The organism is Chryseobacterium sp. RLHN22 (assembly GCF_051011795.1).
Taxonomy (GTDB): domain Bacteria; phylum Bacteroidota; class Bacteroidia; order Flavobacteriales; family Weeksellaceae; genus Chryseobacterium; species Chryseobacterium zhengzhouense.
The window spans coordinates 67,189-83,429 of the sequence record NZ_JBPCHW010000010.1 but is presented as its reverse complement, the minus strand read 5'-3'; the positions used below and the strand labels follow the sequence as shown (position 1 = coordinate 83,429).

16 protein-coding genes are annotated in these 16,241 nt (G+C 29.8%); 13 read left to right on the top strand and 3 right to left on the bottom strand.

All coding sequences use genetic code 11. From position 1 onward, the window contains the following. Window positions 1-190: 190 nt before the first annotated feature. From ACR1PN_RS11785 to rimO, 11 genes are all read left to right on the top strand, one after another. Window positions 191-2,545 carry a GumC family protein gene (locus ACR1PN_RS11785; protein ID WP_433980191.1) on the top strand — a complete coding sequence of 785 codons (2,355 nt, stop codon included), beginning with the start codon at window positions 191-193 and terminating at the stop codon, window positions 2,543-2,545. A gap of 14 nt (window positions 2,546-2,559) precedes the next feature. Continuing rightward, window positions 2,560-3,984, top strand: a complete 1,425-nt coding sequence (locus ACR1PN_RS11780) for a flippase (protein WP_433980190.1) — start codon at window positions 2,560-2,562, stop codon at window positions 3,982-3,984. Between the two features lie 33 nt (window positions 3,985-4,017). Continuing rightward, window positions 4,018-4,557 carry an acyltransferase gene (locus ACR1PN_RS11775; RefSeq protein WP_433980189.1) on the top strand — a complete coding sequence of 180 codons (540 nt, stop codon included), beginning with the start codon at window positions 4,018-4,020 and terminating at the stop codon, window positions 4,555-4,557. Between the two features lie 19 nt (window positions 4,558-4,576). Then, window positions 4,577-5,530 (top strand): glycosyltransferase family 2 protein, encoded by a 954-nt coding sequence (locus tag ACR1PN_RS11770; protein WP_433980188.1) that lies wholly within the window; start codon window positions 4,577-4,579, stop codon window positions 5,528-5,530. A gap of 1 nt (window position 5,531) precedes the next feature. Next, a complete protein-coding gene (locus ACR1PN_RS11765; protein WP_433980187.1) occupies window positions 5,532-6,749 on the top strand; it encodes an EpsG family protein in 1,218 nt (405 codons plus the stop codon). A gap of 14 nt (window positions 6,750-6,763) precedes the next feature. Continuing rightward, entirely contained in the window at window positions 6,764-7,918 is a 1,155-nt protein-coding gene (locus tag ACR1PN_RS11760) for a glycosyltransferase family 4 protein (RefSeq protein WP_433980186.1), read from the top strand. Between the two features lie 10 nt (window positions 7,919-7,928). Further along, window positions 7,929-8,660, top strand: coding sequence for a glycosyltransferase (locus ACR1PN_RS11755; protein WP_433980185.1), 732 nt, complete (start codon window positions 7,929-7,931; stop codon window positions 8,658-8,660). A 333-nt stretch (window positions 8,661-8,993) separates the two neighbouring features. Further along, window positions 8,994-9,758: a glycosyltransferase family 2 protein gene (locus ACR1PN_RS11750; RefSeq protein ID WP_433980184.1), complete on the top strand. Its 765-nt coding sequence runs from the start codon at window positions 8,994-8,996 to the stop codon at window positions 9,756-9,758. A 56-nt stretch (window positions 9,759-9,814) separates the two neighbouring features. After that, a complete protein-coding gene (locus tag ACR1PN_RS11745; RefSeq protein WP_433980183.1) occupies window positions 9,815-10,762 on the top strand; it encodes a sugar transferase in 948 nt (315 codons plus the stop codon). 19 nt (window positions 10,763-10,781) lie between these two features. Next, window positions 10,782-11,327 carry a dTDP-4-dehydrorhamnose 3,5-epimerase gene (rfbC, locus tag ACR1PN_RS11740; protein WP_433980182.1) on the top strand — a complete coding sequence of 182 codons (546 nt, stop codon included), beginning with the start codon at window positions 10,782-10,784 and terminating at the stop codon, window positions 11,325-11,327. 111 nt (window positions 11,328-11,438) lie between these two features. Then, a complete protein-coding gene (gene rimO / locus ACR1PN_RS11735; RefSeq protein ID WP_378179955.1) occupies window positions 11,439-12,740 on the top strand; it encodes a 30S ribosomal protein S12 methylthiotransferase RimO in 1,302 nt (433 codons plus the stop codon). A gap of 49 nt (window positions 12,741-12,789) precedes the next feature. Here the strand turns inward: rimO and ACR1PN_RS11730 are convergent, their stop codons facing one another. Then, window positions 12,790-12,915, bottom strand: a complete 126-nt coding sequence (locus ACR1PN_RS11730) for a hypothetical protein (protein WP_433980181.1) — start codon at window positions 12,913-12,915, stop codon at window positions 12,790-12,792. A 325-nt stretch (window positions 12,916-13,240) separates the two neighbouring features. Between ACR1PN_RS11730 and ACR1PN_RS11725 the strand changes: the two genes are divergently transcribed. After that, window positions 13,241-13,612 (top strand): septal ring lytic transglycosylase RlpA family protein, encoded by a 372-nt coding sequence (locus ACR1PN_RS11725; RefSeq protein WP_378179958.1) that lies wholly within the window; start codon window positions 13,241-13,243, stop codon window positions 13,610-13,612. A gap of 59 nt (window positions 13,613-13,671) precedes the next feature. Here the strand turns inward: ACR1PN_RS11725 and ACR1PN_RS11720 are convergent, their stop codons facing one another. Next, window positions 13,672-14,436: an exodeoxyribonuclease III gene (locus ACR1PN_RS11720; RefSeq protein WP_378179960.1), complete on the bottom strand. Its 765-nt coding sequence runs from the start codon at window positions 14,434-14,436 to the stop codon at window positions 13,672-13,674. A gap of 460 nt (window positions 14,437-14,896) precedes the next feature. Between ACR1PN_RS11720 and ACR1PN_RS11715 the strand changes: the two genes are divergently transcribed. Beyond that, window positions 14,897-15,382: a hypothetical protein gene (locus tag ACR1PN_RS11715; protein ID WP_433980180.1), complete on the top strand. Its 486-nt coding sequence runs from the start codon at window positions 14,897-14,899 to the stop codon at window positions 15,380-15,382. A 141-nt stretch (window positions 15,383-15,523) separates the two neighbouring features. Here the strand turns inward: ACR1PN_RS11715 and ACR1PN_RS11710 are convergent, their stop codons facing one another. Continuing rightward, window positions 15,524-16,219: a hypothetical protein gene (locus ACR1PN_RS11710; RefSeq protein WP_433980179.1), complete on the bottom strand. Its 696-nt coding sequence runs from the start codon at window positions 16,217-16,219 to the stop codon at window positions 15,524-15,526. Window positions 16,220-16,241 lie beyond the last annotated feature (22 nt).

Genomic DNA, 16,241 nt, shown 5'->3' with positions numbered 1-16,241 from the left:
TATTATTATGAGAATTTTTGCGAAAAATATCAATAAAGATCATTAATTTATTATGATGATAACTAATATACAGTCTAAATATCAGTATAAACATGGTGTTGCTACCTCTTAGTTTATAAAATATAGATATATTTGCAGGGTTTAAAATAGAATAAGTAAAAAGAATCTTAAATTTCAATATAATCCAAAAATGGATAATACTATTAATAAGGAAACTAATATCAAAGAATTAATAAATCCATACCTTAAAAATTGGAAATATTTTGCAGGAATGGTCATCCTAATGGGATTGCTGGCTATTTTTTATATCAAATCAAAACCAACAATCTTTAAGGCTCAAACATCTGTACTTATTAAAGATGCAAAAAAAATGTCTGCAGCATCTGGTGATATCGGAGTACTTCAAAGTTTAAGCGGTATTAATGGAATGGGAACTAGTAGTATAGAAAATGAAGTAGGAATTTTCGAGTCTAAGGCCATTGTAGAAGATATTTTGAAAGATCTCAATTTTCAAACTACTTTTTATGCAAAAGATGCACTTAAAAAAATTGAACTTTATGGAGAAACGAATCCTTATATAGTAAATGTTATTTTGGAAAAAGAAAATGTTGATTTACCCAAAAAGCCAATATCAATTTCCACCAAAGGAAATATAGTTACTCTTTCATCAGATGAATTTGAAAAAGATATAACAACATCTTTTAATAAAGCGACAAGTCTTCCGTTTGCGGTCATTATGATAAGGAAAAATCCTTTGTACAAGGCACCTTATAAAGTTGATATGTCTGATATTTCATTTTATTATACAACTTTTGATAATTCTGTAATAATATATCAAAAAGCTATAAATGTCGATCTACTCGATAAGGATGGAACAATTATAACGCTTTCAGTAGATTTTGAAAATAAAAATAGAGCCAAAGATTTTTTAAATAGACTGGTAGCGCAATATAATATCTATGCAATCAATGATAAGAATATAGAGTCAAAGAAAACTAAAGATTTTATAGACAGAAGAATTGAGCTGATTTCTAAAGAGCTTGGAAGTGTTGAAACAGAAAAAGAAGGATTTAAATCTGGAAATAATATTGTTGATTTACCTACTGAAGGACGTATCAATCTTCAATTAAAAGAGCAGAGTAAATCTCAATTGCTAGAATTAGGAACGCAGATGGAAGTAAATAGTATTCTTCAAAGTACATTAAATAAGAAAGATGCTGGAGATTTATTACCTTATAATATTGGTTTAAATGATGAGGCTGCTGCAAAATCTATTCAAGATTATAATGCACTTGTCCTACAAAGAAATAAATATTTACAGCAGGCAACTCCAGATAATCCGCTTGTGAAAGATATCAATAAACAAATTGATGAAATGAGATCTTCACTATCCGAAACTTTACAAAAAAACGCTACTGCATTAGAATTGGCGAGAAGAAAAGTAGAGATACAATTAGGAGGATCAGAAAAATCGATTAGTAAAATACCAAACCAAGAAAAACTCTTTAGAAGTATTGAGAGGCAACAGCAGATTAAAGAAAGTTTATACTTATTACTACTTCAAAAAAGAGAAGAAGCTGCAATCAGTATGGAAATAACCGCAGAAAAGGCCAGGGTAATCGATAAGGCATTTATATTCAAAGATCCTGTTGCTCCAAGAAAGATGCTTATTTTAGGTATGTTTCTTTTAGCTGGCGTGGCGATACCTTTTACTATAATTTATATAAGAAATCTGTTACAAAGTACAATTATTACTCGTTCAGATGTAGTTAAACTTACAAAAGTTCCTATTATTGCAGAGATTCCAAAACTTAAAAATAAAGATAATTCTTTGGTAAGTTTTAATGATATTTCTCCAATAGCAGAAGCCTTTAGGATATTTGTTACTAATCTGAAGTTTTTAATTCAGTCTAAAGAAGGGGCAAAAATAATTATGATTACCTCTTCCGTAAAAGGTGAGGGTAAAACTTTTGTCTCAACCAATTTGTCCATTGTTTTAGCTTCTTCTCGAAATAAAGTGCTCGTTGTAGGAGCAGATGTGCGAAACCCACAATTACAGCGTTATAATCCTTCAATGAAATTGGCTAAGGGATTAACTGAGTTTTTGAGTGGGGAAGAAAATTCTATTAATGAAATTATCCATCCTAGCGGTTATAATGATAATTGTGATTTTATATATTCAGGATCGATTCCTCCAAATCCTACAGATCTTTTAGAGAATGGACGATTAGATGAGCTTTTGAACTTGGTAAAAAATATGAATAAATACAAGTATATTGTCTTAGACACGGCGCCATTATTACTTGTCACAGATTCTTTATTAATTGCTGATAAAAGTGATGTGGTTGTATATGTGACGAGATCTGAAGTCACCGAAAAAGGATATTTTGAATTTTTGAATGATGCTGTTACCGATAAGAAAATAAATAATGTAGGAATTGTAGTGAATGGTGTAGCTGAATCAAATTTTGGATACGGAAATAAATTTGGCTACGGCTACCATGCAGATGAAAAAAAGAAATGGTGGAATTTATTTTCACGTTAATCAGGATGCATTGAATGTCAAATTTAAAAACAAACTTTGCATATAACTTAATACTTACTCTAAGTGGGTATTTATTTACATTAATCACATTTCCTTATGTTTCTAGGATATTGGGGGTCGATAATATTGGGTCTGTAAATTTTGTTGATAGTATCATTAATTATTTTGTTTTATTCTCAATGATGGGCGTAGGTTCTGTAGGTATTAGGGAGGTTGCAAAATATAAAGATAGTAAGGATGATCTCCAAGGATCTTTTCGTGATATATTTCTTTTAAATTTTCTTTTTACAGTAATCGCAATACTTGTTTTAGTTTGCCTCATTTTTTTTGTACCTAAATTTCAGACTCATTCTCATCTCCTTTTTATAGGAATTATAAAGTTGATGTTCAATTTTTGTTTAATCGAGTGGTTTTTCACAGGAATTGAAAATTTTAAATTTATAACTATACGTTCTACCATTATAAAATTAATTTATGTGGTATCAGTATTAATATTGGTAAAAGATAGGAATGATTTCGAAATTTATTATTTTCTTACTTGTCTTGTAGTGGTAATTAATGCAGTTTTAAACTGGAGTTATTTAGTACGTATCATTAAGTTTAGGGTGAAAGGTTTTAATTACAGGAGATATATTAAATCTATTACTGTAATAGGTTCATATATGATTTTAACATCAATGTATGTACATTTCAATGTTACCTATTTGGGCTTTGTATCAGGAGAAAAAGAGGTTGGATATTATACGACTGCAACTAAACTCTATGCATTACTTTTATCCGTATTCACTGCATTTACGGGAGTGATGCTCCCGCGAATGACAGCCTTACTAACTGATGGTAAGATAGAAGAATTCCAAAATAATATTACGAAATCTTTTAATTTTTTGATATTGTTTTCTTTTCCTATTATTGTTTTCACAACGGTATTCGCCTATGATATTGTACTTTTATTAGCAGGTAAAGAATATTTGGGCGCAGTATTGCCAATGCAAATTGTGATGCCTTTATTAATGATAATTGGTATTGAGCAGATTTTGGTGATTCAGATTTTAATGCCTTTGAAAAAAGATAAAACGATTATGTGGAATTCTCTGTTTGGTGGTGCTTTAGGAGTATTGCTTAATATTGTTTTAGTGCATTTTTTTAAAAGTGTAGGGTCTGCGGTTGTTTGGTTATGTTGTGAGTTGGTAATATTAGCTTTGTCATTGTTCTATGCGAAAAAAAGCATAGAATTTAGTTTTCCCTACAAAGAGTTACTGAAGCAAATAGTCTTTACATTACCAATTATTGCAGTTACATTTTATTTTTCTAAACATTTTGCGATGAGTTCTGTTTTAAAACTTATTGGTGGATTTACGATAATTTATATTTACTATTTTATCTTATGGTTTTTGATTTTAAAAAATCCTTTACTCATTAATTATATCAAAAAATGGTAACCAGAGTTTCAATGAAAAATAATTAACTTTGAAATGATAAGATTATTTAAAGAATATGCAATCTCTATATTAGAATATGGGGCTCTAATTTTAGGATATATTCCCATACATTGGCTTAGAATATTTTATTACAGAAATTTTTTAAGGGTTAAAATCGGAAAAAACTCTACTATACATCGTTGCTGTCAGATAAGATGGGGAAAAATTGTAATTGGTGACAATGTGATTATTGGCGAAAATGCATTGTTGGATGGTAGAGTGGGTTTATATATCGGAAATAATGTGAATTTTTCGTCAAATGTATCGGTCTATAGCCTACAGCATGATTACAATTCGCCTGATTTTGCTGCAGTAGGTAATCCTGTTTATATAAAAGATAATACGTGGATTAGCTGTAATACAGTTATACTTCCAGGAGTGACTGTACATGAAGGCGCTGTAGTTGCTGCTATGTGTCTCGTAAATAAAGATGTACCAGAATATAGTGTGGTTGGAGGTGTACCATTTAAAATAATCAGTAAAAGAAATAGAGATATTCAATATAAATTAAAATATCACAAGCCTTTCTTTTAATTAAGTATATAAGATTAGTATGAGATTTACAATTGCAATACCGGCTTATAAGGGGAAGTTTTTGTATGAATGTATTCATAGTATTTTAAATCAAGACTTCAAAGATTTTGAGCTGATCATTGTGAATGACGCTTCTCCTGAAAATCTTGATGAGATTGTTCAAGAGTTCAATGATGATCGTATTGTTTACTTTAAGAATAATGTAAATATAGGGGCTGAAAATGTTGTTGATAATTGGAATCGCTGCTTATTATATGCTAAAGGCGATTATTTTGTGCTGATGGGTGATGATGATACTATGCGAAACAACTATTTATCTGTATTTAATGATTTGATAAATTGCTACCCTGAAAATGATGTATATCATTGCAGATCTTTTATTATTAATAACGATTCTGAAGTTATAGGTCTCACACCTTCTTGGCCGAATCGAGAATCAATATATGAAAATATGTGGCACCGGCTGAATAAATTTAGAAGTCAATATGTTTCAGATTTTGTTTATAAAAGAGAACGTTTGGTAAAAACAGGAGGTTATTATAAGCTTCCGTTAGCATGGGCATCAGATGATATTACATCATATATAGTTGCTTCAGATAAAGGAATTGTTCACACTCAAGAACCGGTGTTTTGCTATCGTCAGTCTGAATACACAATATCTAATTCAGGGTCTAACGATTTAAAAATGAATGCAATTATTGAAGAAGAAAAGTGGGTTGATTCTTTTTTGAAAAATAATCTTCCGGACAATCTTCTTGATAGATACTTTTATAACATGATCAAATATGATAAAGACAAAATATTTCTAAAAAAAAGAATAGATACAATTGCTTATAATGGTTTTACAAAAGGATATTATTTAAGAGATATGATTAAATTTATTTCAAAAAAAAATAATTACAGATTAAGTTTGCAACATCTCATTTACGCATTAATTCTTGCTATAAAGAAAAATAGATCCAAAATTACTTAAAATGGAACCTACTTTTAGTTTTACATATTCAATCCCATATCTTATTCTTTTTATTATATTCTTTCTCCTTTTTTTATGGGAAAATAGATTACGAAGCAAAGGGGATGATATTAAAATTGTACGTTATGCAGCAATGTTTGTGTTTTTTATATTTTTTGGTTTCAGAGGCTATATTGACACGGATTTTGCATTGTATTACTCTTTATACGAAAATACTCCTTCGTTAGATAACGTTCGGGGGGTTACAGATTATTTTTGGAAGCTTGATGAAGATTACCTTCTTAAAATCGAACCAGGATTTAAAGTTTTTTTGGTTATTTTAAAAACAATTTCAAAAGATTATTTCTTTTTGCAGATTGTTTCGTCTTTGATAGATATATTATTTCTCAATTACTTTTTCAACAAATATTCACCTCATTATATTCTGGCATTTATTATGTTTCTTATTTTTGGAGGTATTTTATTGGAGGTTAATTTATTAAGAAATTCAAAAGCAATATTTTTGTTCATCTATTCTTTACAATTTATACACAATAGAGATCCTCTGAAATTTTATATTTGTAATCTGATAGGATTGTTTTTTCATACTTCTGCGATTTTTTTCTTTCCGCTCTATTTTTTTCTTCATAAAAAAATACCATCTTTTGTAGTTTGGGGAATGTTTGTAATAGGATGTGTTTTATACCTCGGGCAGGTAAAATTTATTACTCCAATAGTATTGTTTTTAGGAAATATTATGGGTGGCGTTTATTCTATTATGGCTGAAGGATACTCTGGGGACAGTATGTATAGCACCGGATATGGTATTACATTAGGTTTTGTTGAAAAAATTCTCTCATTTATACTTATTTATGCATTTTATAATAAAATTGGAGAAAAAATTAAAAATGAGAAACAGCAAAATATACTGTTTAATCTGTTTTTTATTTACAATATAGTATACCTGTATCTATCCGAATATTCTGTTTTAATTGACAGATTTGCAACACTTTTTGTTCTGAGTTATTGGATCTTATATCCGTTGCTGTATATTGTTTTAAAAAGAGTGTTTAAACTGATATTCACTATTATATTATTCTCTTTTGGAATTTATAAAATGTATTTTTCGAACTGCTTTATTACCAGGAAATATGAAAATATACTCTGGGATAATCCTTCCATTAGTAGAGCCTATTATATTTTAGGTAAACATTTAGATAAAGTAATTGGTACTAAATAGAAAAACAAATATTTATGAAAGTTGCATTTTTATCGACATTTGCATTTGATGCAAATATTTCTTTGATTAACGCATTAAAAAATAAATGTGATATCTATTTTTTTACCGAAGCTTTGTATGAAATTGACAACTATTTGGATAAAAATAAACTTACTAAATTTATGTCAATTGGAAATGAAGTAGAACAAATACAACGTTTTTCAAAACTAATACCATTAGATAAAACATTTGTTATAAAAGGCACAAGGCAAAGTAACATCATAAAAAAAATTTATAACTCATATAGAATTAACAAAAAAATTGAAAAAATAAATCCAGATGTTATAATTTTTGATAGTCATCTCATAACTTATTTACTAACAGCATTTAAATACCGAAATAAAAGTTTACTTATTGTTCATGATCCTTTCTTCCATAGCGGTGAAAACTTTACAGCAGACATACTTCTTAGAAAATTATTTTTTTCTCTCTTGGATTATAAAATACTGTTGAATAAAAATCAAGAAAATGATTTTATAAAACATTATAATCAGAACCCGCATAAGGTTTTTACTTCATTTCTCAGTATTTATGAATATCTTACTTTTTATGGCAAAAAAGACGATGAAAGAACTGAAAAAGATTTTAATGTGCTCTTTTTTGGTAGGATATCACCATATAAAGGCATTAAATTTTTTTTAGATGCGTGTGTAGAAATTATTAAGTTAGAGAAATATCCAAATATAACTTTTACCGTCGCAGGAAGTGGTAATTTTGATTTCGACATTACAAAATATTATCATTATTCTCAGATAAAGATTTTGAATAAATTTATTCAACCGGTAGAATTATCACAGCTGATCTTAAATTCTAATGTTGTAATTTGTCCTTACATTGATGCTACACAAAGCGGAGTGATTATGTCAAGTTTTGCTTTTAAAAAGCCTGTGATAGTTACAAATGTTGGTGGGTTACCTGAAATGATAGGAAACAATAAAACTGGCTTAATTATAGAACCTAAAAGTACAGAACAGATTAAACAAGCAATATTTAAGCTGTATGAAAATCCTCAAATGCTGGAAGAAATGTCAGAAAACATTGCAAAGGAGTATTTTTATGGCAAAAAAAGCTGGACGCAATCTGCTAAATATTTTTTAGATGCAATAAAGTCTATATCAAATAAAATATAGAAAAAATAAAATGAAGAGAGTTTCTATTTCTGTTTGTATGGCTTCTTATAACGGAGCAAAGTATATAGAAAAACAAATTGATTCAATACTTAGTCAACTAATTTTGGGGGATGAGCTTATTATTGTTGATGACAACTCTATAGATAATACAGTAAGTTTAATAAAAAATTACAATAATGATTTTATTAAGTTAGTTGAAAACGAAAGAAACATAGGACACGTAAAAACTTTTGAAAAAGCTTTAGCTTTAGCAAAAAATAAATATCTCTGTTTAGCTGATCAGGATGATGTATGGATAGAAGGAAGATTAGAGAAACTTGAGAAAAAGATTAGAAAAGAAAAAGTATTCTTTGTCGCTTCAAACTTTAAGCCGAAATTTGAAAATAATTCTAATTATAGAGAATTTATAAGATTAAAGACAAAAAGCTCCTCAAAATACATTGTAAATATTTTGAGAATTTTTCAGGGTAAATCTGCATATTATGGATGTACAATGATGATTGATAAAAAATTACTAAGTTTTATTTTACCTTTCCCAGGATATGTAGAAGCGCACGATTTATGGATTGCGATGAATGCCAATATATTAAAATCAGTATATCATCTTGAAGATAATACTTTACTATATACAGTACACCAAAATAATGTGAGCTTACAAAAAAGAAGTTTTATAAAAAAAATAAAAGCTAGATTTTATTTTTGGCAAGCCATAATAGATATTTTAAAAAGAATAAATAGCTAAATTTGTAAATTCGATTATTCTAATAAAACCATGAAAAAAGATGTAGCATTAGATGATGATGGGAGTTTTATTGTGAGTTACTTAGGGAAAAAATTAGAAAAAAGGTATCCATGATGCAAAAATATATGATATTAAAAAACATAAAAATCTTCATTACTCAGAAATATGTAAAGAGCTTATCTACAAAAAGAACTGATAAAGTTTTTAACTCATCATCAACTTTTATGTATACTGAGTATAATCAGTTAAATTCTGATAAATCAAATTGTGAAGAAACTTACCAATGGATTTCTAAACAGATTTTAAAGAGAAAAGTTACAGCAGCCATATAATATGAAAATAAGCATTATTACTGTTTGCTGGAACAGTGAGAAATATCTTAAAACAGCTATAGAATCTGTCCTTAATCAAACGTATAAAAATATTGAATATATAATTATTGATGGCGGATCGTCAGACAAAACTTTAGATATTATCAAAAATTACGAACCTTTGTTTAAAGGAAGAATGAAATGGGTGAGTGAAAAAGATAACGGGATATATGATGCAATGAATAAAGGTATCAATCTTACTTCAGGTGATATAATTGGGCTTCTAAATTCTGATGATTTTTATATTTCAAATAATGCATTAGAAAAAATTTCTAACGCATTCATTAGAGAAAATGTTGACTCTGTCTATGCAGATCTATACTATGTAAAAGAAACTGATACCGATAAAATTTTGCGTAGATGGATAACAGGAAAAAAACGTCCTTTTACTTCAGGTTGGCATCCCGCTCATCCCACTTTTTTTGTGAAAAAAGAAATATACAGTAAATTCGGTAACTTTAATGTGTACTATAAAATTGCAGCAGATTTTGAAATTATGTTAAGATTTTTAGAAAAATATTCTGTCAGTACATACTATATAAAAGAATTTTTGATTAAAATGAGATTAGGGGGTAAATCTAATGAAAATTTTAAAAACATAAAAAAAGGTAAAAACGAAATAATGCAGGCTTTTAAGTCAAACAATATAAGTGTCCCTTTTTACTATCCATATAAACGTTGGATGTTCAAAATATTTCAATATTTACTCAAAAAAAATATATATTGAGTAAATTATATATATTTGTATATATTAATATGGAATTTGAATGATGAAATCTAAATATGAAAAACTATTTAAATCTTTCCAGAAGCCCTGAAAGATATCTATTTATAAACGTGAGCAGTATCTCTGAGAAAATTTTTAAAGATTCTAATTTTAATAAGACTTATAAAGCAGTATTTTTTAATTCCAAAACAGATAATAAAAATATATTAGAGTATATTAATAAATTAAATGTAAAAACTATAGTGATTGAAACCTCAGATTTAAACCACCTTCCGGAAAAAATTACTAATGAAATTATTGAAGCGAAGCTTCAGGGCATACACGTTTTTGAAGTTCATGAATTTTATGAGAAAATAAATGGGAGGATCCCTTTGGTAAAACTTGAGTCAGATGAGTATTTAGCAGATGATGTATTCTCAATAGGCTTGGATAAATTAGACTTTCTTTTCAAAAGAACAATTGATATAATTATTTCATTACTTTTTCTACCTTTTGCCTTATTTATTATTTTATTGGGATGTATTTCAATTTTCATAAACTCTCCTGGGAATGTTTTTTTTAGTCAGGAAAGAGTTGGAAAAAATTCTAAAAAGTTCAAAATTTATAAGCTTAGAACAATGACAAAAAAACACGATGGTGGCTATACAAAAGATAAAGATGACAGGCTTTTTGCAGTAGGTAAATTTTTAAGAAAAACTAAAATTGATGAGCTTCCTCAATTGTTTAATGTTCTTAATGGTGATATGAGTATTATTGGTCCTAGACCTGAACGTCCTAAGTATGTAAAAGAATCTGTAGCAGAAAATTCTTATTTTGACTTAAGGCATCTTGTAAAACCGGGTATTACTGGTTGGGCACAAGTTAATCTACCGAAAGCAACTCCTAAAGACAATTTGAAGAAATTAGAATATGATCTATATTATATAAAAAGTTACACACCATATTTGGATTTTAAAATTCTTATTAAAACAATTAAAGTGGTACTCACATTTAATAGTAACTAAAATCATAGTTTTTTATTATATGAAAATAAAACAAACTCCTTTAAAAGACTGCTATATCATTGAACCGACTATATTCGAAGATGAAAGAGGCTATTTCTTTGAGAAATTTAACGAACAAAAGTTTGAAGAACTAACAGGGATGAATGGTCATTTTGTTCAGGATAATATTTCAAAATCATCTTATGGGGTTTTAAGAGGCTTACACCTACAAAAAGGTAAATATGCACAAGCCAAATTAGTTTCCTGTTTAGAAGGAAAGGTTTGGGATGTTGCGGTAGATTTGAGAGAAGACTCACCAACTTTTGGAAAATGGTTTGGTGTTGAGCTTACCCCTGAAAATAAATTGCAATTGTATGTTCCAAGAGGTTTTGGTCATGGTTTTTCCGTTATAAGTGAAGTAGCTGTTTTTTCTTATAAATGTGATAATTTTTATGATAAAGAGTCGGAAGGAAGTGTAAAATTCAATGACTCTGATTTGGGAATTGACTGGAAATTAGATGAAAAAGACATGATTCTTTCTGAGAAAGATCAAAATGCTCCATTATTTTCTGAAAAGAACTTTTAAATTGTTTATAATAAATCTAAATAGAGAGCCGAATCTTTCGGTTCTTTTTTTATGCGTAAATTTGCAGCCACAAAAATTACTGATTACTAATTACTTATTATTCAATATAAAATGCGCACAAAATCTGTAGGTAAAAAGAAGATAAATATTGTAACGTTGGGCTGTTCCAAAAACGTTTACGATTCGGAAGTATTGATGAGCCAGCTTAAAGCCAACGGAAAAGAAGTTGTGCATGAGGATAAAGGAGATATCGTAGTCATCAATACTTGTGGATTCATCGATAATGCAAAGGAAGAATCAATTAATACAATTCTGGATTTCGTAGAGGCAAAAAACAGAGGTGAAGTTGAAAAAGTTTTCGTTACGGGATGTCTTTCCGAAAGATATAAACCAGATTTGGTAAAAGAAATTCCTGATGTCGACCAATATTTCGGAACTAGAGATCTTCCGATTTTATTGAAGCATTTAGGAGCAGATTATAAACATGAATTGGTCGGTGAAAGATTAACAACAACTCCCAAACATTATGCTTACCTTAAAATCTCTGAAGGTTGCGACAGACCTTGCTCGTTCTGTGCGATTCCTTTGATGAGAGGAGGTCACGTTTCGACACCGATTGAAAAATTAGTAAAAGAAGCTCAGAAACTGGCAAAAGTTGGAGTAAAAGAATTAATTCTTATTGCTCAGGATTTAACGTATTACGGTTTAGATATCTATAAGAAAAGAGCTTTAGGTGAGCTTTTAAAAGAACTGGTGAAAGTAGAAGGCATTGAATGGATTCGTCTTCATTATGCTTTCCCAAGCGGCTTCCCGGAAGATGTTTTGGATATTATCCGTGAAGAACCGAAAGTCTGTAATTATATAGATATTCCGCTTCAGCACATCAATTCAGATTTGTTGAAATCGATGAAACGTGGAACGACTCACGAAAAAACAAATGCTCTTTTAGATAAATTCAGAGAGAAAGTTCCAGATATGGCAATCAGAACGACTTTGATCGTCGGTTATCCGGGAGAAACTGAAGAAAGATTCCAGGAGTTAAAAGAATGGGTAAGAACGCAGAAATTTGACAGATTGGGATGCTTCACTTATTCTCATGAAGAAAATACAGGAGCTTACGTTTTGGAAGACGATATTCCGCAGGAAGTGAAAGAAGCGAGAGTAGAAGAAATTATGGAATTGCAGTCTCAGATTTCCTGGGATAAAAACCAGTCGAGAATAGGAGAGGTTTATAAATGCATCTTCGACAGAAAAGAAGGGAACTATTTCGTAGGTCGTACAGAATACGATTCTCCGGATGTTGACAATACCGTTTTGGTTTCTGCAGAAAACACATACATTTCAATTGGAGATTTTGCCAATGTGAAAATTACTTCCGCAGAAGAATTTGATTTGTACGGAGAACTCGTTTAAATTTAAGACAGAATAAAGCCAATGATTTTTCATTGGTTTTTATTTTTAGTTAATAAGGCATTGAATTTTTAGTTAAATCTTTGATAGGTGTTTCTCCTAATTCTTTCCAGATTGAAATTAAAATGCTCGCTAATGAAGGTATAAGCAAGATTTTGTTACTTTTTAGCTTTTCCATAATCTGTTCTGTTTTCTTAACATGTTATATAATTTTAATGAGTAAAAATAGGCAGTTTTGTAAATTTTTAAAATTTATAAAATATTGATTTTCAGTATCTTTTAATTTTTGTTATTAAGAATTATGCTCTAATTAGTTAATTATATTAACTTTTTAACATTTTTTTTAACGTTTTTTAACACTGTACCATAACCTCCCTATTCATAGCTAGTTACAGGTATAATTGGGTTTTATTTAAGTTTTATTTAACAGTTGTTAACATTTAGAATAGGTAGCTAATAACTTTCCGTATATTTTTGCCTCGTCAAACAAGTAAAAGTTCAAAATGATGAAAAGATTCATTCTCGTAATCATAATGATGATTTCAACCTTTAGTATTTATTCTTTTTCGAATAATGCTACAGATGCGAAGAAAACAAGTTATGCATCGTACTACCACGATAAATTTAACGGTAGAAAAACAGCCAGCGGAGAGGTTTTTGATAATTCAAAACTTACTGCAGCACACAGAACGCTTCCTTTTGGTACTGAAATTAGAGTAACCAATCTGAACAATGGAAAAGAGGTAATTGTAACGGTTAATGATAGAGGGCCTTTCCATTCATCAAGAGTTTTAGATATGTCTAAAGCCGCGTTCGATGAAATCGGAAATACCGACAGAGGTACGATTCCGGTGGAATATGAAATTGTCGATTAATTTATGATTTAAATTAAAGAAAATCCAGTTGATTAATTTTCAACTGGATTTTTTTGTTTTTATAAATTAAATTCTAATAAAGCCGGACAATGGTCGGAATGTACTGCTTCTTTTAAAATGACAGCTCTGCTGAGCTTATCTTTTAAAGAATATGAAGCAAAATTATAATCCAATCTCCAGCCTTTATTATTAGCTCTGGAATTTTGTCTGTAACTCCACCAAGTATAGTTGTCTGGCTGATCATTAAAAAATCGGAAACTGTCAATCAATTCGCATTCTTCGATGAAATTGGTCATCCATTCTCTTTCCATCGGCAGGAAACCTGAAGTATTCTTCAAACCAACCGGATTGTGAATATCAATCGCCTGATGACAGATATTGAAGTCACCGGAAATAATAAGATTTGGAATTTCTTTCTTTAAGTTTTTAATGTACTCTAAAAAATCGTAGCAAAATTGCATTTTGAAATCCAGTCGCTCAATATTTGATGCTGAAGGAACATAAACCGAAATCACGGAGAATCCCTCAAAATCAGCACGGATAACTCTACCTTCATTGTCATAGCTTTCAATTCCACAACCATATTCTACATGATTGGGTTTTATTTTAGATGCAATTCCGACGCCGCTGTAGCCTTTTCTCAGTGCAGAATGCCAATAGCTGTGATAGCCTGATTTTTCAAGACTTTCGATATCAATTTGGTCGTTTCCAGCTTTGCTTTCCTGAATGCAGATAATATCGGGATCCGCAGTTTTCAGCCAGCCTAAAAAGTCTTTGGTAAAAGCAGCCCTGATTCCGTTGACGTTGTAGGTAATTAATTTCATGATCATGTACTGTATAATAGTTCTAAAAATTCAATATGTGCAATATTCAACTATACCATTAAATCTTATGAAACTCCTTTCTTCTATGAGTTTTTGGATATTTATAATGGTGTAGTTTTATAGATGTGTAAAAATATGCTATTTTTAATTTATTAGAGTGTAAATTTGGAAGGTTAAAGAGAGAACTATTATAAACCTTTAATGAATTCAATAATAATATTGATCAGCATTTTTATTCTTCAGATGAAGATGGGGTTACAATAATACATGATCACACTTGGAAATTGGGTAATTTTCCGTAGGTATAAATTAATAACTATATATTTTGAGATTTTTTAGTTTTTTTTTGAATGGTAAGTTTTCGTTTACTCTACTTTTACTTTGCTTTGTAAAAGGTTTTTCTCAGACACCCATTGAGAAATGCAGACTGCCACCATCATATTACGAAAAAATTTATTCCGTGACAGCAGATGATCTGAGTTGTCTGGCTAAAAATTCGGAGAAACCTAACACGCTTTTTTTCTCCTTTGGGAAATGGTGTACGCCTTGCATCTATCATATCCCTACTTTTTTTGTCATTGAGAAATTTTATAATGTTGACCTTTATGTATTGTTGGTTGATCCGGAAAGTCATCTTTTGACAAAGGAGGCTAGAGATATGGTTTTGGAGGCCTATCCAAATGCAAAAATCCTTGTGATTAAAGATATGGAAAGTAAAGGAAAATCAAAAAAATACAAGGATTTTCTTAAGAAGATAACTCCTGCGCAATTTGAAAATATAGATGATATGTCAAAATATATTGTTCTGAACAAGGAAGGAGTGGTGCAATTAGTAACGAATTACAAAGATTCCGAAAAAGATCCCGATTGGAAGGACGATAAACCAATGGTGAAAAGGATTGTTCTGCCTTTATTAGAGAAGAAAGAGACGCAAACGAAAGAATAAATATAAGACATAGACAGTGCTGTTTATGTTTGAATATTTTTAATTCAGAAATTGTGAGACAAAAGAATCTTTTTTAAAAGAAATTATTATAGAATTGATGTTTTAAGTAAATTTCAATCTTTAAAAAATCCACTGTCATTGTTAATTGATGTAGCTGTAATAATAAATAACCAGCATAATAGCACAGAACAATACGAAAAATAGAATCCATTTTCCATAGGAATCTGTTTCTACGAAGAGATTACTTTTTTTCTGCGGAACAGGGTGTTTTCCACTGCGGAATTCATTTTCATACTGAAGAAGTTCGGGTTTATTTCCCAGCATTTTCTTTGCCTTTTCCCAACTCGGGTCATTCGGATAAATAGCTTTTTCGGGATGATGCCCTTCTTTTATCTTTACGGTAATCTTTCCGTTTTTATTGGTCATTTTTACACTGATATTAGAAAAATTTTCTAGAGACTCAGGGCTGAAAGTGGTTTCTTTGTTTTGAATGCTTTCTACAAAATTTTTTGCATTGAGTAAATCCATTCCGGTAGCGTCGATAACCAGTTTTATAGCTTCTATTTTTTTGTCCTGCTGTAAAAGAATATTCAACTTTTCTCCGATGTTGTTTTTTTGTAATATTTCATCCGTAGAAAAGCTGCTTTTATCATTCAGAGTATCTGTAGTATGAAACGATTGGCCTATACTGTCAACAATGTCTTTAGATTCTTTGAGGCTTAAGCCAGTTTTGTCTTTTACTAATTTTATGGCAGAAATATGTTCGTTTCTTTTGACCAAATCCTGTACTGGGATAAGAATGTTGTGGCTTTGTAATAAAATTTCGTAATTGGTCATTTTGAATTTATTTTCGGGAATT